Annotated in this window: 20 protein-coding genes and 3 pseudogenes; 18 read left to right on the top strand and 5 right to left on the bottom strand. The window is 25.2% G+C overall.

Annotated elements, in window-relative coordinates:
- Positions 1-50 precede the first annotated feature (50 nt).
- The 9 genes and pseudogenes from DU473_RS06085 to DU473_RS06045 all read left to right on the top strand — a co-directional run bounded on the left by DU473_RS06085 (position 51) and on the right by DU473_RS06045 (position 8,707).
- Entirely contained in the window at positions 51-1,358 is a 1,308-nt protein-coding gene (locus tag DU473_RS06085; RefSeq protein WP_131186727.1) for an NFACT RNA binding domain-containing protein, read from the top strand.
- A 1-nt stretch (position 1,359) separates the two neighbouring features.
- A complete protein-coding gene (locus tag DU473_RS06080) occupies positions 1,360-1,686 on the top strand; it encodes a hypothetical protein (RefSeq protein WP_131186726.1) in 327 nt (108 codons plus the stop codon).
- 8 nt (positions 1,687-1,694) lie between these two features.
- Entirely contained in the window at positions 1,695-2,423 is a 729-nt protein-coding gene (locus tag DU473_RS06075) for a phosphatidate cytidylyltransferase (protein ID WP_131186725.1), read from the top strand.
- A complete protein-coding gene (gene dxr, locus DU473_RS06070) occupies positions 2,420-3,487 on the top strand; it encodes a 1-deoxy-D-xylulose-5-phosphate reductoisomerase (RefSeq protein WP_131186724.1) in 1,068 nt (355 codons plus the stop codon). Before DU473_RS06075 ends, dxr begins: the two co-directional genes overlap by 4 nt.
- 9 nt (positions 3,488-3,496) lie before the next feature.
- Positions 3,497-4,897 carry a peptidoglycan D,L-carboxypeptidase Pgp1 gene (gene pgp1 / locus DU473_RS06065; RefSeq protein WP_131186723.1) on the top strand — a complete coding sequence of 467 codons (1,401 nt, stop codon included), beginning with the start codon at positions 3,497-3,499 and terminating at the stop codon, positions 4,895-4,897.
- Positions 4,894-5,901: a tRNA (adenosine(37)-N6)-threonylcarbamoyltransferase complex transferase subunit TsaD gene (tsaD, locus tag DU473_RS06060; RefSeq protein WP_131186722.1), complete on the top strand. Its 1,008-nt coding sequence runs from the start codon at positions 4,894-4,896 to the stop codon at positions 5,899-5,901. Before pgp1 ends, tsaD begins: the two co-directional genes overlap by 4 nt.
- Positions 5,902-5,910: 9 nt before the next feature.
- Positions 5,911-6,441: a prepilin-type N-terminal cleavage/methylation domain-containing protein gene (locus tag DU473_RS06055; RefSeq protein ID WP_131186721.1), complete on the top strand. Its 531-nt coding sequence runs from the start codon at positions 5,911-5,913 to the stop codon at positions 6,439-6,441.
- Positions 6,428-7,644: pseudogene (locus DU473_RS06050) on the top strand (DUF2920 family protein). The gene DU473_RS06055 and the pseudogene DU473_RS06050 overlap by 14 nt, the downstream one beginning before the upstream one ends.
- 49 nt (positions 7,645-7,693) lie before the next feature.
- Positions 7,694-8,707 carry a 3-oxoacyl-ACP synthase gene (locus tag DU473_RS06045; protein WP_131186720.1) on the top strand — a complete coding sequence of 338 codons (1,014 nt, stop codon included), beginning with the start codon at positions 7,694-7,696 and terminating at the stop codon, positions 8,705-8,707.
- A gap of 41 nt (positions 8,708-8,748) precedes the next feature.
- Here the strand turns inward: DU473_RS06045 and DU473_RS06040 are convergent, their stop codons facing one another.
- Positions 8,749-9,957, bottom strand: a complete 1,209-nt coding sequence (locus DU473_RS06040) for a DUF2920 family protein (protein ID WP_131186719.1) — start codon at positions 9,955-9,957, stop codon at positions 8,749-8,751.
- Positions 9,958-10,013: 56 nt separating this feature from the next.
- On the opposite strand from DU473_RS06040, the gene DU473_RS06035 reads away from it, so the two are divergent.
- The 7 genes and pseudogenes from DU473_RS06035 to DU473_RS06015 all read left to right on the top strand — a co-directional run bounded on the left by DU473_RS06035 (position 10,014) and on the right by DU473_RS06015 (position 15,156).
- Positions 10,014-11,516, top strand: coding sequence for an amino acid adenylation domain-containing protein (locus tag DU473_RS06035; protein ID WP_131186718.1), 1,503 nt, complete (start codon positions 10,014-10,016; stop codon positions 11,514-11,516).
- A gap of 313 nt (positions 11,517-11,829) precedes the next feature.
- Complete coding sequence (locus DU473_RS08255) at positions 11,830-12,003, top strand: hypothetical protein (protein WP_166683081.1); 174 nt, start codon at positions 11,830-11,832, stop codon at positions 12,001-12,003.
- 188 nt (positions 12,004-12,191) lie between these two features.
- Positions 12,192-12,929 (top strand): formyltransferase family protein, encoded by a 738-nt coding sequence (locus DU473_RS06030; RefSeq protein WP_131186717.1) that lies wholly within the window; start codon positions 12,192-12,194, stop codon positions 12,927-12,929.
- A 33-nt stretch (positions 12,930-12,962) separates the two neighbouring features.
- Positions 12,963-13,352 (top strand): polysaccharide deacetylase family protein, encoded by a 390-nt coding sequence (locus DU473_RS08465; protein WP_262868086.1) that lies wholly within the window; start codon positions 12,963-12,965, stop codon positions 13,350-13,352.
- 204 nt (positions 13,353-13,556) lie between these two features.
- Positions 13,557-13,886: pseudogene (locus DU473_RS08460) on the top strand (polysaccharide deacetylase family protein); the annotation flags it as partial.
- Positions 13,887-13,996: 110 nt separating this feature from the next.
- Complete coding sequence (locus DU473_RS06020) at positions 13,997-14,902, top strand: hypothetical protein (protein WP_187347525.1); 906 nt, start codon at positions 13,997-13,999, stop codon at positions 14,900-14,902.
- A gap of 26 nt (positions 14,903-14,928) precedes the next feature.
- Positions 14,929-15,156: a phosphopantetheine-binding protein gene (locus DU473_RS06015; protein ID WP_131186716.1), complete on the top strand. Its 228-nt coding sequence runs from the start codon at positions 14,929-14,931 to the stop codon at positions 15,154-15,156.
- On the opposite strand, the gene DU473_RS06010 is transcribed toward DU473_RS06015, so the two are convergent.
- Positions 15,153-16,217: an acyl carrier protein gene (locus DU473_RS06010; RefSeq protein ID WP_131186715.1), complete on the bottom strand. Its 1,065-nt coding sequence runs from the start codon at positions 16,215-16,217 to the stop codon at positions 15,153-15,155. The two genes, DU473_RS06015 and DU473_RS06010, sit on opposite strands and share 4 nt — an antisense overlap.
- A gap of 240 nt (positions 16,218-16,457) precedes the next feature.
- Here DU473_RS06010 and DU473_RS08340 point away from each other — a divergent pair, with 240 nt between their 5' ends.
- Both DU473_RS08340 and DU473_RS06005 read left to right on the top strand, forming a co-directional pair.
- Complete coding sequence (locus tag DU473_RS08340) at positions 16,458-16,637, top strand: hypothetical protein (RefSeq protein ID WP_187347524.1); 180 nt, start codon at positions 16,458-16,460, stop codon at positions 16,635-16,637.
- Positions 16,624-17,205 carry an AAC(3) family N-acetyltransferase gene (locus DU473_RS06005; protein WP_187347526.1) on the top strand — a complete coding sequence of 194 codons (582 nt, stop codon included), beginning with the start codon at positions 16,624-16,626 and terminating at the stop codon, positions 17,203-17,205. Before DU473_RS08340 ends, DU473_RS06005 begins: the two co-directional genes overlap by 14 nt.
- Here the strand turns inward: DU473_RS06005 and DU473_RS06000 are convergent.
- From DU473_RS06000 to pseB, 3 genes and pseudogenes are all read right to left on the bottom strand, one after another.
- A pseudogene (locus tag DU473_RS06000) lies at positions 17,180-18,536 on the bottom strand (DUF4910 domain-containing protein). The gene DU473_RS06005 and the pseudogene DU473_RS06000 overlap by 26 nt on opposite strands.
- Positions 18,529-19,659 (bottom strand): UDP-4-amino-4,6-dideoxy-N-acetyl-beta-L-altrosamine transaminase, encoded by a 1,131-nt coding sequence (gene pseC, locus DU473_RS05995; protein WP_131186714.1) that lies wholly within the window; start codon positions 19,657-19,659, stop codon positions 18,529-18,531. The pseudogene DU473_RS06000 and the gene pseC overlap by 8 nt, the downstream one beginning before the upstream one ends.
- Complete coding sequence (gene pseB / locus DU473_RS05990; protein ID WP_131186713.1) at positions 19,659-20,663, bottom strand: UDP-N-acetylglucosamine 4,6-dehydratase (inverting); 1,005 nt, start codon at positions 20,661-20,663, stop codon at positions 19,659-19,661. The genes pseC and pseB overlap by 1 nt, the downstream gene beginning before the upstream one ends.
- Between the last annotated feature and the right edge of the window lie 13 nt (positions 20,664-20,676).

Raw genomic sequence — 20,676 nt, 5'->3', positions numbered from 1 at the left:
TTTAATACAAGATTTTATCATAAATTTGCAAAAGTATTTTATAATTAGATATGAAATATAACGAGCTTTTGCAAATTAAAAATTTTTTTATTGACTTTAAGAAAATTGATTTTATAAGACGCATTGATGATAATATCTTAGAATTAAGCTTAGATAGACAAAAATTTATTATAGATCTAAATAGATCTTTAAGCGCTATTTATCAAGCTAAAATTACTGTAAAAACTTATAATGCTCCTTTTGATTTTATGCTTAAAAAATATTTTAATAATGCTTATATTAAAGATATCGAGGTTTTAGAAAATAATCGTATTTTGTGCTTTTATACAGAAAATCAAAAGGCTTATAAAAATTATCAAAATAAAATTTATTTTGAATTTACAGGTAGAAATACGAATGCTATTATTACAGATTATAACAATATAATTATAGAAGCTTTAAGACACATTGATAAAAGTTTTCGTCCTATAAAACCTAATTTAAAATTAGAAAATTTAAAACCTTATGAAATTAAAGAAGAATACAAAGAAATTAAAGATTTTAAAAAGTATTTTCAAGAACAATTTGACAATTTATATCAAAAAAGATTAGAAGAATGTAAAAATATAAAATTAAATACTCTTAATAAAAAAATGCAAACGATAAAAAAATATTTATCCTCTTTAGAAAAGGAAGATGATTTATTAAAAGAAGCTGAAGATTATAGTTTTAGAGCAGATGTTTTATTTGCAAATTTAAATAATTTAAAAGAATATGAAAGAAAATTTAAACTTAAAGATTTTTATGGCAAGACTATATTTTTCGATCTAGATTGTAATCCAAAACAAAGTGCAAATATTTTTTATAAAAAATCAAAAAAGCTCAAACAAAGGGCTAAAAATATAAGCATTGAAAGAAGTAATCTTTTAGAAAAACTTTATTTTTATGAAAAACTTTATAAACTTTTAGAAAAGGCTAAAGATCTTTTTGAATTAGAACTTTTACTTCCAAAGAAAAAATTAAATGAAAATAAGAAAATACAAAAAGATTCTAATATTATAGATTTTTATTTTAATGAATTTAAGATTAGTGTTGGAAAAAATGAAAGAGGTAATGAATATTTACTTAAAAATGCAAAAAAAGAAGATTTATGGTTTCATGTTAAAGATTTTTCTAGTGCACATGTTTTTATTACTTCAAATAAACAAAAAATAAATGAAGAAGTGGTAGAATTTGCGGCAAAACTTTGTGTAAATTTTTCAAATTTAAAGTCAGGTGCTTATATAGTCGATTATACAAAGAGAAATTTTGTTAAAGTTAAAGAAAAAGCTTTTGTAAATTATATAAATTTTAAGAGTATTAAAATAATAAAGGAGTAAAATGCCAGTCTCTCCTATAGGTAATATGAATTTTATCAATCAAAATATGACTTATCCAGCAACTCAAACAAGCAATGAATTAGCTAAAGAAGGTTTTGCGTCTATTGCAAATATGAATGAGTTTAAAGATAAAGAAAAAACAATTGATAAACTTGAAAAGGTAAACGAAACAAAAGAGATTAGTCAAGAAGTTAAAGAACGTTCTCAAGATGAAAAAGAAAAAAAGAAAAAAAAGTTTAAAAATAATCAAAAAGATAAGGAAAATGATGAAGAAGAACAAAGTGAAGAACAACAAAAAAATATTCATCATTTAGATATGAGTATTTAGGAAAAAAAATGTTTGATAAAACGAGAATAATTTCAGCTTTTATAATGATTATAGCAATAGCAATTGTTGCTTTAATCAACCAATTTGTTATAAATTTTATTGTTTTTGCAGCTTTATTATATTTTGCATTTTATGAAGCAAAAAATCTTTTTAAATTAGAAAATGCTTCAATCATTCCAGTTTTTATTACTTTTATTGTGGGAAGTTTAACAAAAGAAGCTTTATTGTTTGGAATTTTGGCTTTTTTATTGATTGTTGGATATTTAGTATATAAAAAAGCTGAAAATTTAAAATTATCTTTTATTTATCTTTATCCTACTTTACCTATTTTAGCACTCTGGCAGGTGTATTTAAGTTTTGGAATGTTTGCTTTGTGTTGGCTTATCTTAATTGTTGCAAGTTGTGATAGTATGGCATATTTTATTGGAAAACTTATAGGAAAAACACCTTTTTCGGCAACAAGTCCAAAAAAAACTTTAGAAGGTGTTATAGGAGGAATTATTTTTGGTACTTTGATAGGAACTTTAATGGGAATCTTCGTTTATGATTTTTGGTTAAGTTTAATTTGTTCTTTTTTTGCTTCGATTTTTGCTGTAATTGGAGATTTGATTGAAAGTTATTTTAAAAGAGATGCAGGGATAAAAGATAGTGGAGATTTAATTCCAGGCCATGGGGGAATTTTAGATAGAATTGATGCTATAATAATTGCTTCTTTTGTAATGGTTGTTCTTTTATGATTCTTTATGGTAGCACAGGAAGTATAGGGGTTAATACTTTAAGATTAGCTAAACGCTATAAAATTCCTGTTTCAGCTTTAGCTTGTGGGGATAATATTAAATTATTAAATGAACAAATTGCTGAATTTAAACCTAAATTTGTTTGTATTAAAAATCCAAAAAATAAATCTTATGTCAATCATAAAAATGTTTTTAGCTCTCAAGAAGGGTTGGAAAAAATTCTTGAAGAATGTGAAGATAAATTGTTTGTTAATGCTATTGTAGGTTTTGATGGCTTAAGAAGTTCTTTAAAGGCAAAAGAACTTGGAAAAGAAATCGCTTTAGCCAATAAAGAAAGTTTAGTTATAGCTGGAGAGTTTTTAAAGGGAGCTAAGATTAGACCTATTGATAGTGAACATTGTGCTTTAAATTTTTTAATAAAAAATCAAAAAAATATTAATAAACTTTTTATTACAGCTAGCGGGGGAGCGTTTTGGAAGAATAAAATTAAAGATTTATCCAAAATGAAAGCTCAAGATGCGCTAAAACATCCAAATTGGAATATGGGAGCAAAAATTACCATTGATAGTGCCACCATGGTCAATAAACTTTTTGAAATTATAGAGGCTTATTATTTATTTAATACTAAAAATATTGATGCACTCATTGAGCCAAAATCTTTAATCCACGCTATGTGTGAATTTAAAGATGGTACTAGTACAGCGTATTTTTCTTATGCTGATATGAAATTAGCCATTTCTCAAGCTCTTTTTAAAAATAACCAATATAAAATTTTAAAAGCTATAGATTTTACTAAATTACCAAGTTTGAGATTTTATAAAATAAGCATTAAAAAATATCCTATTTTTGCATTAAAAGATGAATTTTTAAGCCATCCTCAAATTGGAGTTTTAATTAATAGGGCAAATGAGATTATGGTAAAAAAATTTTTAAATCAAGAATGCAGTTTCTTGGATATTTCAAAAAATATTTTTAAAGTTCTAAATCATTTTGGATATCCAAAAATTTCAAGCATTGAGGATATTTTTGAATACGATAAAAGAGTGAGATATTATTTAAAATAACGGGGTAAAATGAAATATTTATTGGTTTTTTTTATTTTTTTAACACAAATTTTTGCTTACAATCTTGAATTTAGCGTAGGAGAAAATGGTAGAAGTTTAGATGATAATAATACGGTTTTGATTTTTGGAGGAATCCAAGGAGATGAGCCAGGAGGATTTCATGCAGCAAGTTTATTGTTAAGTGATTACAATATTACCAAAGGTAAGATTATAGTTGCTCCAAATCTTGCTTTTGATAGTATTATTAAAAGAAGCAGAGGAACCAACGGAGATTTAAATAGAAAATTTGCAAATATTAGTCCAAAAGATCCTGATTTTAATACCATTAAACGTATTAAAGAATTGATTTTAAGACCTGAAGTAGGTATGGTTATCAATTTACATGATGGCTGGGGTTTTTATCATCCAACTTATATAAATTCGTTAAAAAATCCTAATCGTTGGGGTAATTCAAGCGTTATAGATACAAGTGAAATTAATGCAAGTAAATACAATGATCTTGAGAATATAGCCACTCAAACCATTAATCAAGTAAATTCTTATTTGGTTGATCCAAAACATGAATATTTTTTAAAAAATACTAAAACAAGAGAATCTGGTGATACTCAAATGCTAAAAGCTTTAACGTATTTTGTTATATCACATCATAAGGCCGCATTTGCCAATGAAGCAAGTAAAAATTTAGCAGTTCATTTAAGGGCGTATTACCATCTTTTGGCTGTAGAAAATTATTTAAAAACAGCAGGGATTGAATTTAGTAGAAATTTTGAATTAACCCCAGAAGGTGTTTATAAGGCAATTAATAAAGAAATTGAAGTAAAACTTTTCAATGATAAAATTTTACTATGGCTTGAAAATCCTAGAAAAGTGATTAAATTTTTGCCCTTTCCGGTTAATAAGGATTTAACATATAATGCTAGTAATGAACTCACAGCAGTTATTGCTGAAAATAATTCATTTTTTATCCAATACGGGAATAGATTTCAAACGAGAATTTATCCAGAATATTTTGAATTTAGCGATGCCTTTAATAAGGTAGAAATTATTGTTGATCAAAATAAAACTCAAACATATTCTTTTGGTGAAAAAATAAAAATAAAAGATAATTTTTTAATACCAAAGATGCAAAATGTTCGTGCAAATGTGATAGGTTTTGATCATTCAAAAGATGAGAGTAATATAGTAATTTATAAAAAAAATATGCAAAAAGAATATTCTTTAGATAGGAATGGAAAAATTTATCGTGTTGAATTTTACGAGCTAAGAGGAGCTAATTTACAAGAACAATTTTTAAAACAAAATGAAAAAGATAAGCTTATTAAAAATGTTAAAATTCCAAATATGCAAATTTTAAAATCAGCAAGTAAAAAAGATAAATTTTTAGGTTCTATTTTAGTGGAGTTTGAATGAAAAATCTTATTTTAGCTATAGAAAGTTCTTGTGATGATAGCTCTATAGCAATTATAAATAAAGATAATTTTAAATGTATTTTTTATAAAAAAATTTCTCAAGAAAAAGAACATTGCAAATATGGTGGAGTAGTACCAGAGCTTGCTGCAAGACTTCACAATGCAGCTTTGCCAAATATCTTAGAACAATGTAAAATTTATTTTGATAGGCTTTGTGCTATAGCTGTAACTAATGAACCTGGGCTTAGTGTAAGTTTGATAAATGGTATTACTATGGCAAAAATTTTATCTTTAAGTCTTAATATTCCTTTGATTGCAATCAACCATTTAAAAGGGCATATTTATTCTTTATTTTTAGAACAAGAACTTTTGCTTGATATGGGTATTTTGCTTGTAAGTGGTGGTCATACTATGGTAATAAATCTTGATAAAAATAAAAATTTAAATATCATAGCAAGAACTTGTGATGATAGTTTTGGGGAAAGTTTTGATAAAGTAGCAAAAATGATGAATTTATCTTATCCTGGTGGAGTTGAGATTGAAAATCTGGCTAAAAAAGCAGTTCATAAAAATTTAAATTTTTCTGTGCCTATGTTGCATTCAAAGGATTTGAACTATAGTTTTTCAGGGCTTAAAAATCAAGTAAGACTTGAGATATTAAAATATAAAAATTTAGATGAGGGTATAAAAGCTGAGATTGCTTATGCCTTTGAAAATGCCGCTTGTTTGCATATATTAGATAAATTAGAAAAGATTTTTAAAAAATATTCTTTTAAATTTTTTGGTATTGTTGGGGGTGCTAGTGCAAATTTGAATTTACGCTCTCAAGTAGAAAAATTATGCGAAAAATATAATACTAAGTTGTATCTAGCTCCTCTTGCTTATTGCTCTGATAATGCTTTAATGATAGCAAGAGCAGCTATAGATGCTTATAAAAATAAAGATTTTGTAAATATTGAACAAGAAATTTTAAGTCCAAAGTCACTTAATTTTTCAAAAATTTAAGGAAATAAAATGAAAAAAGCTTTTACTATTTTAGAGCTTATTTTTGTAATTATTATTTTAGGAATTTTAGCAGCTATTGCTTTGCCAAAATTAAACATCAGTAAAGATGAAGCAGAGCTCAGTAAATCTTTAAATAATCTTAAAATTTTAATTAATGATTTGAGTATTTATGCTTTAAAAAATGATAAACTTTCTACCCTTAGAGCAATGAGCAATGTAAAAGAAATTCAAAATGTAGATTTAAGTCAGATTAGCGGTACTAAAGAAGCTTTTTTTAAAGTTGGTAATGATGATAAATGTATCAAACTCATTTTTATTGATAAGCCAAATTTTACTTTAATGGGAATTGCAAGCAATGATACTATAAAAAATCTCATAGAAAATGTAGCCAATACTTCTTCTTTAGAGGCTTTAGAAAATGCAGATTTTACTTCTAATTCTAAGGATAAAGCTTGTGTTAGTTTAAGTAAAAATGAAAATTTCAAAAATATTGCTAGTAAGGTTTATGTTTTATTAGGAGAAATGAGTGCTAATAAATAAATTTTATGAAATAAATTCTTGTGATGATGTTGAACTTAATATAAAAAGAGAAAGTAAGCTTGAGTATAGAATTACTTTTGATGATAGTAAAGATTTAAAAGCTATAGTTTTTATTATAGGTGGTTTTGGAGCTAATGCTAATATATCTTTTTTAGATTTTGATAGAGAATATTTAGCTAAAAATTTTGATGTAGTAGTGGTTAATGTTTTTTATCATTGTTTTTGTGCAAGAAAAAGTATAAATGAAAAATACAATCCAAAAATTGTGCCTAATGAACAAGATTTACATCAAATACAAAAACTTTTATCTAATATAGGTTTATCACATATTATAGCAGATGAGAAAAATTATTATAATCTTCTTTATCCTACTATAGAAGAACATATTAAAAAATTAAAAGAAGAAAAAATCATTGAAAAAGATATTAAAGCTTATTTTAATTGTGATTTTATCCCACCAAATAATGACTATCAAAACTATGGTATTATGGCAGCAATTGATCATATCAATGCTTTAAAAGATATAGTTAAAAACTATCCTGAATTTAAAAATTTGCCTAAAATTTATGGGGGGGGTCTTATGGTGGATACTTATCTTTGCTTATAGCTAAGATTGCTCCTTGGTATGTTGATGGGGTGGTTGATAATTCTGCGATCACTATGCCTTTTATTCCACATATTTTAGGAAGAGAGACTGAAATTGCAGAATTTGTATTTAGTGGAGAAAATGTAAATTTAAATTGTTATGTAAAAAAATATTGGACACGTAATATAAATTCTCCTTTTTATCTAGATGATGATAATTATATAATTAGATCTATTTTAAATCAAAGACACATTCAAATTCAAAAAGAATTAAATTCTAATATAATCTATATTCACTACCATAGCGCAAAAGATTTTGGTGCTCCTGCTAAAGATAAAATAGAACTTCATAAAATCTATAAAAACCTAGGCTTTGATTCTACTTTACATTTAATAGAAAGTGAAGATCAAATTGATGGAAAATTAGTTAAAAGTTTAGAACATGGTTTAAGAATGACTGATAAGGCTTTATTTAGACAAGAATTACCTATAGTATTAGAAAAATTAAAAAATAGAAATTCTTTTATGAAAGAAAATTCTATTTCTTATCCTTGTAAAAATAAAGTATTTACTTTTAAGGATAAAGAGGATAAATTTGTTTTGGAGATTAAAAATTAGATTTTTAGATTAAATGATATTTTTGTAATAATAAAATTAAAGGTTATAAATGAAATTAACAATTAACAATCACTCTATCAAAGCCATAAGCGTAGTTTTACCTAAAAATTTTCGCACCCAGCAAGAAGAACTTAGCTATATTGGTTTAAGTGAAAATAAATTTAAAATTTTACAACAAAACAGTGGTATATTAAATCACTTTATAAGCGATGAAAATACCTATGCAAGTGATTTAGCAAGCAAGGCTTTAGAAGAATTACTAAATCAAAATTTGATTAAAAAAGATGAAATTGATGCACTAATTTTTGCAAGTTTTACTCCTGACTTTCTAGCTCCGTCTTGTTCTAGTTTGATTCATAAAAATTTAAAATTAGATAATCGCACTTTATGTTTTGATATGAATGCATTTTGTTGGGGATTTTTACAAGGGATCTTACAGGCCTTTTCATTGCTTGATTATCCAAATATTAAAAAAGTTATTTTACTTTGTGCAAGCGTAAAAAGCAAAAAAATTAATCCTAAAGATAAAATCACTTTTTTAAATACTTCTGATAGTGCTAGTGCTATTTTGATAGAAAAAACAAATGATCAGCAAAAAGCATTTTATTCTCAAAATATTTTTTCAGAATTTGTCCTAGAAGAAACTTCTCCATTAAAGGCATTTAATGAAAATGCTAATGAGTTTGGCAAAACAGATGGGAATTTATTTTTTTCATTTGTTATGGAAAAATTTCCATTATTTTTTGAAGAATTTTTTAACTATTTTAAACAAGAAAAACAAGAAATAGATTATTTTTTATTTCAAAGCTCAAATGCCTTTTTTCGTGAAAAACTTTTACATACCTTAAAACTTAAAAATAATTTTAATGATAGTCTAAGAGAATATGGAGATACTCTGATCAATAAACTTGTTTTAGATCTTATTTGTTTACAAAAACAATCAGCGGGGGGGGGGATTAAGGATTTGTGCTTAGGTTCTTTTGGAACAGGAATTGTTTTTAATATTTTAAAATTAAAACTTGATTTTAATGAATTAAAAAGCTTTATAAAGATTTTAGAGTAAGTTTTTTATTTAAATAAAACTAAAAATCTAACCAAACCCACTTATTTAATCTCCAAAACAAATTTATCCTCTTTATCCTTAAAAGTAAAAACTTTATTTTTACAAGGATAAGAAATAGAATTTTCTTTCATAAAAGAATTTCTATTTTTTAATTTTTCTAATACTATAGGTAATTCTTGTCTAAATAAAGCCTTATCAGTCATTCTTAAACCATGTTCTAAACTTTTAACTAATTTTCCATCAATTTGATCTTCACTTTCTATTAAATGTAAAGTAGAATCAAAGCCTAGGTTTTTATAGATTTTATGAAGTTCTATTTTATAACTTGCTGGATCGCTATCTTTACTACTATGATAAGAAATATAAATGATATTAGGATTTGATTTTTGCTGGATTAAAAGATGATTTGAATTTAAAATTGAACGAATCATATAGTTTTCATCATCAAAATAAAAAGGTGAGTTAATATCTCTATTCCAATGATTTTTAAGAAAAAATTCTATGATATTATGGGGAAATTCTTCATAATATTCACATAAATTCATCTCCCTTGCGAGAATACGCTTTAAAGGCGGCAAAGCTGAACCTGAATTATCAATCACCCCATCAACATACCAAGGAGCAATCTTAGCTATAAGCAAGGATAAGTATCCACCATAAGACCCCCCCCCATAAATTTTAGGCAAATTTTTAAATTCAGGATAGTTTTTAACTATATCTTTTAAAGCATTGATATGATCAATTGCTGCCATAATACCATAGTTTTGATATTCATTATTTGGTGGGATAAAGGTTGAAGTAAAAATGGCTTTATAGTTTTTATCAAGTTTGTTTTGATTTTTTAGTTCTTGTATATGTTCTACTAAAGCATTAGCGTATAAAGGAGCATTTTGTGCATCAATATTTTTAATATTTAAACCAAAATTCTCCAAATTCTGTTTTAATCTTTGAATATCTTGAGGCAAAAAAACTTTAATCGCACTATATTTTTCATCTAAACTTTTTCTCATACAAAAACAATGATAAAAAACATTAACTACTACTACATCAAAATTTTTAGCTAAATATTCTCTATCAAAATCTAAAAAAGAAATGTTGGTATTAGAGCCTAAGCCACCTATAATAAAAACTATAGCTTTTAAATCTTTACTATCATCAAAAGTAATTCTATACTCAAGCTTACTTTCTCTTTTTATATTAAGTTCAACATCATCACAAGAATTTATTTCATAAAATTTATTTATTAGCATGGTAAATCTTTTTAGTTTTTTTAGTATTATAATAAAAATTTTTTAAAGGTGTTTATATGGTTAGAAGTATTTATGATTTTTTAGAAAAAAGTGTTTTAAAATTTCCTGAAAAATTAGCTTTTGTAGATGCTTTTGGTTCAAATTTTAAAAGTATAAATTATAAAGAATTCAACATTTTAAGCAAAAAACTTGCAAGTAAAATTGCTAAAGATTTAAATGATTCTTATACACAAAATTCTATTTTAATTCTTTTGCCTAAAAGTATTGATTGTCTTATAAGTTTTTTTGGTGTGAGTTTAAGTGGGAATTTTTATACTCTTTTAGATGAAAAAACTCCAAAAGAACGCATAGAAAAAGTAATAAATATTTTAAAACCAAAATTATTAATCACTTCAAAAAATTTAAAATTTGATTTTAATTTACCAACACTTTATACAGAAGATTTTGTAAATTTTGATATAGATGAAGCTTTATTAGAAGAAGTTAAGGAAAGGCATATAGATACAAATTTATTGTATGTTTTTTTTACAAGTGGGAGTACAGGAGTGCCAAAAGGTGTTTGTATTTCTCATAAAAGTGTGATTGATTATACTTTTTGGGTGTGTGAAACTTTTAACTTAAGCGAACATGAGATTCTGGCTAATCAGGCTCCGTTTTATTTTGATAATAGTATTTTAGATATATTTTCAAGCGTTAAAGTAGGGGCAACACTTCATTTATTGCCTAATCATCTTTTTGCTTTTCCAAATAAAATTTTATCTTATTTAGAAGAGAAAAAAATAAATATGATTTTTTGGGTACCTTCGGTGCTTATTTATTTTGCCAATACCAATGCTTTAAAAGATTTTAATCTTGATCTTAAAAAAGTTCTTTTTTGTGGTGAAATTATGCCAAATAAACAACTTAATTTTTGGAGAAAAACTTTACCAAATACAGAATTTTTTAATCTTTATGGGCCTACTGAAATTACTGATGTTTGTTCTTTTCATAAGGTTGAGAGAGAATTTAAAGACGAAGATATTTTACCCATTGGTAAAGCTTGTAAAAATACCGAGCTTTTAGTCTTTGATGAAAATATGAATTTTATTAGTCCCAAAGAAGTAGGTATCAAAGGAGAACTCTATATAAGAGGAACTTGTTTATCATTAGGTTATTATAATGATAGCGAAAAAACAAAAAAGGCTTTTATACAAAATCCTTTGCATAATAATTATTTAGATTTACTTTATAAAACAGGGGATATTGTAGCTTATAATGAGTTTGGCGAACTTTTGTGTTTTGGAAGAAAAGATAATCAAATAAAATATATGGGACATAGAATAGAATTAGGAGAGATAGAAAGTGTAATTAATTCTCATTTAGAGATTAAAAATACTGCTTGTATTTTTAAAGATGAGATTATTTGTTTTTATGAAAGTAAAAAAGAACTTGATTTAAAAACTTTTTTAAAAGATAAATTAAATGCTTATATGATACCTAAACGTTTTATAAGATTAGATAGTTTTAAACTCAATCAAAATGGCAAGATTGATAGAATAGTTTTAAATGAGTTTATTTAAAGAATTTAAAAAGGCTTATATAAAGGTTTTTTACTGAGTAATTATTATGAGAGTCTAGATAAATTACAAGAAAAATACAAAAAATTTAACATTTATATAAGAAAGAGATAATTATTTTTTCTATGAAAACTCTAGGCTTTATTTTTTGTCAATGAGATTAAAGATTTTTCTTTAAAACTAAGTTTTATTGGAATTTTAAGAAAAAATGAGTTTTCTTTTTCAAAATACCAATACTTTTTAGAGCAAATCATTTAAAATTCATCAAAATTTTTCCCAAATGAGTTTAAAGGCAAAAAACTTAACCCCTCCCTAATTGGGTGATGAAGAAGAACTTTTTAAATTTTTTAGTGAATTTTTTGATGCTAATTATCTTTTTATCTATAATAAAGAATTAAATAAATACATTGATAATATCTTAGTTTATAAAGAAAATCATAAGATTAAAGATGCTTTATTATATACGCATTTTTTAAATCAGCTTTTTTAGAATTTATTGCTATAAAATCAAATTTAGTCCACAAAAATGTTTCTTTTGCTCTACTTAATCATTATTTTTTAAATAATTTAAACTCTAATATTTTTAGACTTTTTGTAGATTGCAATAATGATTAAATTTTATCAAAGAGTTGGATTTTAATTTAATGATATTAAGCTTATGTATTATAGGAATTTTTAATGAAATATGAAAATATTTTTATTATAGGTGAGGGAAAAGTAGCAAAAGAATGCCAAAAAATAGCTGAGCTTTTCTTTAATCAAGAGGTTAGATTGGTAATTTTTAAAGAAACGAGTTTTTTAGATAGTTTTTTTAATTCTTTAAAAAAATCTTTAATTATTAGTGCGAATAATTTTTATATTTTTAAGCCATTGTGTGTAGAAAATAATACTATTATTAATTATCACAATTCTTTACTTCCTTATTATAGAGGAGTTAATGCTCATGTTTGGGCGATTTATAAAGAAGAGTTAAAAACAGGTATTACTTGGCATAAAGTAGATAAAAATATAGATACAGGAGATATTTTAATACAAGAAGAAATTAAACTTGATAAAAAAATCACAGCTCTTAATTTATTAAGAGTTCAGCACAATCTTGCTATTAATGTTTTTAAAAAGGCCTTAGAAAATTTAAAAAATAAAAATTATAAAAAACAAGATGAATGTTTAACGGGGGGGGGGATTTACTTAAAGAAAGATTTGCCCAATGGAGGTTTTTTGGAGCTTTCTTGGGAAAAATCAAAAATCGATTGTTTTTTAAGAGCTATGGATTGTGGTATATTAAGTAATATTCCTAAAGCAAAAATCAAACTTTTTAATCAAAATTTAAATATTTTATTTTATGAATATAATAAAAATAGTTTAAAGCTTCATTTAGAGAATGATATAATTTTAAAAATTAATAAGAATTTATAATATTATTTTTTCAAATAAAGTTGAGGATAGTAAATGAAAATTATAATGTATCATTATGTAAGAGAAAAAACTAAAGATTTACCTTTTTTAAGATATTTATCTTTTAAAAATTTTTGTAAACAACTTGATTTTTTTGAAAAAAATTTTGGTTTTGTTAAATATGAAGATTTTATCAATTTAAAAAAGGATATGAATTATTTCAAAGAACTTAAGGATAAAATTTTATTGACTTTTGATGATGGGCTTATAGATCATTATAATTTTGTCTTTTTTGAACTTTTAAAAAGAAATTTATTTGGTTTATTTTTTATTCCAACAAGAATTTTGCATCAGAAAAAAGCTTTAGATGTTCATAGAATTCATTATCTTTTAGGACGATACGGGGGGGGCATTAAATCAATTTGTTTTAGATCTTATCGATAATACTCTTTTAGATAATTCTTTCAATAATATATTTGATACTTATTATAAAGAACACAATGATGATTTAGAAGTTAAAAAATTTAAGGCTTTATTTAACTTATATATTAAATATGAATTCAGAGAGCAAATTCTAGATGAAGTAGTAAAACATTTTTGCTCTGATGATGAAATTTTTATGCCTTATATTTAAATGAAAAACATTTAGAAAAAATGCAAGCAAATAAAATGATCATTGGTGCACATAGCTTCAATCATTTAAATTTTTTAAAATTAAACAAAGAAGAGCAATTTGAAGAAGTAAATAAGTCTTTTAAAACTCTTGATAGGTTTTTAAATCCTTTAAAAACCTTTTGCTATCCTTATGGAGAATTTAATATTGATTCTAAAGAAATTTTAGAAAAATTAAGTTGTAATTTTGCTTTTGTTAGTCTTGATTATTATAAAAAAGATATAACTTTAGAAGATTTAAAGAATAATCCCTATACTTTATCAAGATATGATTGTAATGAATTTCAATTTGGACAAGCTAATTAGGGGTAAAAATGCACGAAATAAGATTTTGTAAAAAAGATGAATATAAACTTTTACAAGAATTTATAAAAAAATATTGAAAAGAAGATCATGTTTTTGTTAAGTCAAAAGAAGTGCTTGATTTTCAACATTTTGATAAGAAAAATCAAAGATATAATTTTTTGGTTGCTTTCAATAAACAAAATAAAGAATTCGATGCCGTATTAGGTTTTATACTTCAAAGTCAATATGATATAAATGCTAAAGATATTAATATTTGGACTTCTTTATGGTCAGCTAAAAAAGAATTTCCTTCTCTTGGTTTAAGATTATATAAAAGCTTACAAGAATTTTTTAGTTTAAAAAATACAGCTTCATCGGGTATGAGTGAATTTTCTCTTAAATTTGTTCGCTTATTTAATTATCATAAAATAGGAAAACTCTATCATTTTTATATAAAAAATGATAAGAGAAAATATTTTAAAATTGCTTATTTTAAAGATATTAAAACAATATCTCATCGAAAAAGTTCTTTAAAATTAAAATTATTAAGTTGTAATGAATTTAAAAATTATGAGTTAAAATCTAATTTCTATCCTAAAAAAAGTAAAGATTATTTTATTTATAGATATTTTAAACATCCAATTTATAAGTATAAAGCTTATGGAGTTTTTAAAGATGATAAAATTTTAAGTATTTTTTTTACAAGAATTATCAAACAAAATAAATCAAAATGTATGCTTATTGTTGATTTTTTAGGGAAATTTCAAAAGAATTTATATGATGAATTTCAGAAGCTTTTACAAAAGCAAAATCTCGAATTTGTAAGTTTTCTTTGTTATGTTTGGGATACAAATAAAATTATACAAATGGGTTTTTCATTGAAAAATGAAGAAAGTATTATACCTGTATATTTTGAACCTTTTTTGAAAGAAAATATTGATATTTATTTTGCTTTTAAAAGCGAGTATAAAAACTATACTATTTTTAAAGGAGATAGTGATCAAGATAGACCTAATATTTATATAAATTCAGTATAATACAAAATTAATTTTAAGGAGTAAAAATGCAAACAATTAAGCAATTTTTTCTTAATATAGAAAGAACAGACATTGATGAAAATACAGAGAATTTAATTAGTGATGATCTTATAGATAGCATAGATATTATGGCTTTAGTAGCAGAAATTGAAAAATACTATGGAAAACCACTTGATGCAAGTTTTATTAAGCCTGAAAATTTTGAAAATTTTCAAACAATCAAAAATATGCTTGAAATTGCAATGAAAAATTAATTTTTATTGCAATTTTTCAAGTTCTGAATAATAATATTTTTTGAGACAATTACTTCTGCAAAAAAGTCTACAATTTTATCCCAATCTTCTTCTTTAGTGTCTTTTAAAGTGGCATTTTCTTTATAATCATCCCAATTTATAGGGGTAAATAAACTTTTTTTATGAGGAAAATATTTAGCTCTTACCCATTCATTGGAGCTAGCAAAATAATCAACATAAGCTTTGGCAAGTTCTTTTTGAACTTTAAATTTAAGTCTTGGCTCTTTTGTACCTTCAAAGTGTTTTCTAGAAATGCTTAAAAGAGAATTAAAATTTTGTCCATTTAAGTCTTTTTCATTTAATCTTTTTTGAATTTCCATACCCAAAAGATTAAAACTTTCGTTTCTTTTTTGTTCTAAATCAAAAGTTTCGTCCCATTTAATGCCTAAATGATAAGTAAAATCCTTAAGCAAAGTTCCTCCAACGTAATCTTCTCTTAATAATCTTACAATTAAACTATTTTCTCCAAAAACTTCAGTATAATTTTCACAAATCCATTTATAATCAAAAATATATTTTCTAGGATGATCTTGTGGCTTAAAATCACCTGAATAATAGCCCAAATTGTTTTTCAAATCTTGAGAGCAATGAGAATTTAAATAATCTAAAGTATCTCTAAAATAAACCATAAGTTTGATTTCACTAAATCCTAAAGCCTTTAAAATCGCATGTAAAATTTCTATATGTCTTTTTGAAGAAAATTCCCAAACACACCCTTCAACAGAAAAAATAAAAGTTTTATCTTTGTGAAGTTCTTTTTCTTTTTTAAAATCTTCTATAGTTTGTAAAAGACGAGGATTTTTTAAAGCTTTTAATACTTGCTGGGGGGAGGTAAGGCTTAAATTTTTATCTTCAATTAATTCTAAAACCATATCTACTAAAGCCCAATGTCTATTGGCCACTCTTAGACTTTTTGGATACAAAAATCCTTGGTTTAAAAGTTTGTTAAAATTTTTTGCTAAAAAACCTTGCTTTTCTTGATTTCCTGTATTAGTTGTTCCTATATGTAAAAAAGCTTTCAAATTTTCTCCTTTTTAACATTATATTTTTTGTTTAATTATATCTAAAAAAATACATAATTTTAAAAATTAATATAAGGTTTTATTGCTAGCGTGAGTAAAAATAAGTTAAGTTTTATGGCGATGATAAATTTCTTTAAAGAATGAAATAAATCTTATGGTATGAGTTTAATTTATCAATATGTCAAAACTATTATATAATATTCTTTATTTAAAATAAACTTAATTTTTAAGGTTGTATTAATGATAGAAGATTTTTTTAAGAAATTTGATATAAGAGAAAAGGATTATATATTATTTACAGGAAATTTAACACGTTTGCTTTATAAGCTAAAGGGTAATGCAAGAGAAAATTTAAATATTTTTCTTGATATTTTTTTAAAACAGACTAGGGGGGGGGGGATTAGCAATACAAAGCTTTAATTGGGACTTTTGTAAAGGCTTAAGCTATGATATTTTAAATTCAAAATCACAAACAGGGGCTTTGGCAAATATAGCTTTAAAAAGAGCAGAATTTAAACGCACAAAACATCCTATTTATTCTTTTATGGTTGCAAATAATTTTCAAAAAGATTTAATTAAGCTTGATAATAAGGGAGCTTTTGATAAAAATTCACCTTTTGATTTTATGTATAAAAATAAAGCTAAGATGATTATTGTTGATTTGCCCTTGCAGGATTCTTTTACTTTTGTTCATTATGTAGAACAATGTTTTAAAGTTAGTTATAGATATAATAAAAGTTTTACATCTTTTTATATTGATGAAAAAGGTTACAAAGAACTTAAAACATATGATATGTTTGTAAGAGCCAATAATGTTTTAACTTATATTTATCCCTTAGAAGAGCTTTTTTTAGAAAAAAGTGTTATGAAAGTAGTTTTTTTTGATGAAATTTGTATCAAGATCATCAATCTTGAAAAAGCTTATGAAGTGATATCTAAAGATATCAAGCAAAATCAAGGACTTAGTTTACACATTCTAAAAGCTTAAATTCTAAAAGTTTTTGCACTAAGTCTTTAAGTTCATAGCCTTGTAAATTTAAGATTTCTGCTATATCTAAAATATCTTTTTTTCCATCAAGAAAAGCTAGAAAATTACAGGCAAGAGGGATATCATTGATAGAACTTAAAGTGTGATAAAGACCTCTTTTTCCAAGATTTGGTTCGCAAAAAGTAGTATTTTTATAAATAGCATTATTTTCCAAATTTAAAATGATTTCTTGCATAGCCTTAAGTCCTCCCAATAAACCTTTAGGGCTTATAAAATCAAGATCATCTTTTGAATATGATAAAATTTATAATCCCCATATCTTGTGCGACAAATTCCAACAATCCCTAAATTTACTAAAGGAGAATTGTATTGTCTTTCATCAGAACCTCTCTTTAAAAAGCTAAATTCTTTAAAATTAGTTTTATTTTTTAAGGTATGTAATGCAACTTTATCTGAAAGAGTATTTGCATTTGGGGTATGAATAAGTGAATAAGAAAGATCATCTCCTACGCACGAAAGGACAAATCCAGCCTTTACATTTTTTTGTAAAGCTTTTAAATTTTTATTGATATAAGTTATACTTCCTATAGTTTCAGGCACGATAACAAAGCGGTAATTATATTTTCTTTCTTTAAGATTTAAAAGCCATTTGATTAAAAATAGAGCCACCACAGGCCCACTTAGCTCGTTATTTGCCATAGAAGGATGACAAAGATAGGTAGAGATTAAAATTTCATCTTTTATTTTTTTCGTACTAGGGATAATAAAATCTGCATAATTTAAAACCCCATTTTCATCATGCTTTGAATCAATAAAAACTCTATATGTTCCTTTTTTTAACTCTTTTCTTTCATTATGAGTAATGCAAAATCCCCATCTTTTTTTATAATAACTCGTAACATAAGGAATAGCATCAGGAATATCTTCTAAAGAGTATAAATGATTTTGCAATTCTTCAAGATCTAGTTTTTTATCAACTGCTATGCTATAGTTTAAAACATGTAGATTATTTTTTTTAAAATCACAAATTTTTTTACCGTTTGGATCTATTATGAAAGCATCTTTGATATGCCATTCAGGTGGAATGACCCAATCATATACTTTTGTTCCACTTTTAATGGAATAAATCTCAAATCCCCCCCCCCAGCTAGTTGTTGTAATTTATTTGGCTGTATAAAGTTTTTTGTAAGTTCATAGTTTAGAATTTTTAAACTTGTTCTAAAACCTTTTCCAGTGATACTTCTACAAATTGGAAAAAGCTTTTTAGCCAGATTATACATTAAGATACCATTTTGTATAAAATTTTTATGTCTAAAGTCAAATTTATTCACAATAAGCCTTTTTTACTTGTTCTAAAATTTCAAATAAGTTTTCTTTTACAAATTTTGCATCTTCTAAACTCATTTCTTGATGACAAGGAATACTAAGTTCAGCTCTATAAAAATGATCAGCATTTTCTAATCTTATATTTCCCATTAAATTTTTATAAAAACTAAATTCATAAGTGGGTTTATAGTGTACTTGAACTCCTATTTTTTTATCAATTAAAGCTTTAAAAATTTCTTCTTTTTTACAATGAAATTCTGGAAAAAGTAAAATAGGATATAAATGCCTTGAACTTTTTTTATAATCTTTAATTTTTATAGTAGAAAAATAAGGATTGTTTTTAAATTCTTCATCATAAAACCTAGCAATTCTCTCTCTTTTTTCTAAATTGATATCAAGTTTTTTAAGTTGATTAATCCCTAAAGCACAAGCAACATCGCTTAAGCGATAATTATATCCAAGTTCATACATATCACTATCCCAAAGTCTTTTTTTCTCTATACCATGAGATCTTAAAAGTTTTGCTTTTTTAATAAAATCTTCATTATTGCTAAGTAAAGCTCCACCCTCAAAAGTAGTTATAGGTTTTACAGGATGAAAGGAAAATACATTTAAATCCGCCATTGATCCTACTTTTTTATCTTTATAATTTGCCCCTAGGGCATGGCTTGCATCATCGATTAAGGGAATATTATATTTTTTAGAAAGATATAAAATTTCATCCATCTCAACGCTATTGCCCCCAAAATCAACCACACAAATAGCTCCTATATTTTTACTATCTTTTTTTAATCTAGCTTCTAATTTATTCTCATCAATATTTCCATCACTTTTAATATCTATAAATTCAACCTTTGCTCCTGCCATTAAAGCTGTATTTGAAGTAGCTGCGAAAGTTAAAGGGGTGCTAAGAACGATTTTGTCTTTAAGGTTTAAAATTTTATAGGCAAGATGAAGGGCTGAAGTAGCTGAATTTAATACACAAGCATATTTTACTCCTACATATTCACAAAGGCTTTTTTCAAATTCTTCTACTTTTTTACCCCCTGTTAAAATTTCATCTTTTAAAGCTTTTAAAATAACTTCTATATCACTTTGATCAATGTTTTGATGAGAATAAGTTAGCATTAAAACTCCTCAGTATGACTTATTATATTTAAAAGTTCTTTTTCGCTTACCCAATTTGGATTATTATCAGAACTATAAGAAAAACCATCTTTTACTTTTTTACCTTTTTGATTTAACGCATTTATACTAAAATCATTATGAGTATTAGTAAATTTAATACTAGGACTAATAGCATAATAATCATCAAATTCATAAGTTAAATGACTATCATCACTTGAGATCATTATCTCATGAAGTTTTTCTCCAGCTCTTATGCCGATAATTTTATGTTTTAAATTCGGAGCTAAGGCATGGGCAAGATCGGTGATTTTCATTGATGGAATTTTAGGGATAAAAATTTCTCCTCCGTGCATTTTTTCAAAATTACTAAGTACAAATTTAACTCCATCTTCTAAAGAAATCCAAAATCTTGTCATTCTGGTATCTGTGATAGGAAGTTCTTTAGCGCCTTCTTTGATTAATTTTTTGAAAAATGGCACAACAGAACCTCTTGAACCTACCACATTTCCATATCTTGCAACGCTAAATCTTGTTTGATTATTTCCAGCTATATTATTTGCTGCTACAAAAAGTTTATCACTAGCCAGTTTGGTTGCCCCATATAAATTTACAGGATTACAAGCTTTATCGGTTGAAAGAGCTATACACTTTTCAACTTGATTTTCAAAACACGCATCAATAACATTTTGGGCCCCGTGTATATTGGTTTTGATGCATTCCATAGGATTATACTCAGCCACAGGAACATGCTTCATTGCAGCTGCGTGGATTACAAAATCTACACCTCTCATAGCTGTGCTTAGTCTTTCTTTATCGCGAACATCTCCTATAAAATATCTCATACAAGAGTCATTAAAAATATTTGCCATTTCAAATTGTTTTAATTCATCTCTTGAATAAATAATAATTTTATTAGGCTTGTAATTTTGTAATAAAATTTTGGTATAGGTTTTACCAAAGCTGCCAGTTCCACCCGTAATAAGGATATTTTTACCATTGAACATAAAATTTCCTTTT

This window comes from Campylobacter novaezeelandiae (assembly GCF_004323845.1).
Classification (GTDB): domain Bacteria; phylum Campylobacterota; class Campylobacteria; order Campylobacterales; family Campylobacteraceae; genus Campylobacter_D; species Campylobacter_D novaezeelandiae.
Note: the sequence above shows the minus strand (reverse complement) of the source record. Positions and strands in the feature narration are given on the sequence as shown.

Coding starts and splice junctions, on each gene's coding strand:
- DU473_RS06085 (WP_131186727.1), top strand. CDS start 51: ATGAAATATAACGAGCTTTTGCAAATTAAAAATTTTTTTATTGACTTT.
- DU473_RS06080 (WP_131186726.1), top strand. CDS start 1,360: ATGCCAGTCTCTCCTATAGGTAATATGAATTTTATCAATCAAAATATG.
- DU473_RS06075 (WP_131186725.1), top strand. CDS start 1,695: ATGTTTGATAAAACGAGAATAATTTCAGCTTTTATAATGATTATAGCA.
- dxr (WP_131186724.1), top strand. CDS start 2,420: ATGATTCTTTATGGTAGCACAGGAAGTATAGGGGTTAATACTTTAAGA.
- pgp1 (WP_131186723.1), top strand. CDS start 3,497: ATGAAATATTTATTGGTTTTTTTTATTTTTTTAACACAAATTTTTGCT.
- tsaD (WP_131186722.1), top strand. CDS start 4,894: ATGAAAAATCTTATTTTAGCTATAGAAAGTTCTTGTGATGATAGCTCT.
- DU473_RS06055 (WP_131186721.1), top strand. CDS start 5,911: ATGAAAAAAGCTTTTACTATTTTAGAGCTTATTTTTGTAATTATTATT.
- DU473_RS06045 (WP_131186720.1), top strand. CDS start 7,694: ATGAAATTAACAATTAACAATCACTCTATCAAAGCCATAAGCGTAGTT.
- DU473_RS06040 (WP_131186719.1), bottom strand. CDS start 9,957: ATGCTAATAAATAAATTTTATGAAATAAATTCTTGTGATGATGTTGAA.
- DU473_RS06035 (WP_131186718.1), top strand. CDS start 10,014: ATGGTTAGAAGTATTTATGATTTTTTAGAAAAAAGTGTTTTAAAATTT.
- DU473_RS06030 (WP_131186717.1), top strand. CDS start 12,192: ATGAAATATGAAAATATTTTTATTATAGGTGAGGGAAAAGTAGCAAAA.
- DU473_RS08465 (WP_262868086.1), top strand. CDS start 12,963: ATGAAAATTATAATGTATCATTATGTAAGAGAAAAAACTAAAGATTTA.
- DU473_RS06015 (WP_131186716.1), top strand. CDS start 14,929: ATGCAAACAATTAAGCAATTTTTTCTTAATATAGAAAGAACAGACATT.
- DU473_RS08340 (WP_187347524.1), top strand. CDS start 16,458: ATGATAGAAGATTTTTTTAAGAAATTTGATATAAGAGAAAAGGATTAT.
- pseC (WP_131186714.1), bottom strand. CDS start 19,659: ATGCTAACTTATTCTCATCAAAACATTGATCAAAGTGATATAGAAGTT.
- pseB (WP_131186713.1), bottom strand. CDS start 20,663: ATGTTCAATGGTAAAAATATCCTTATTACGGGTGGAACTGGCAGCTTT.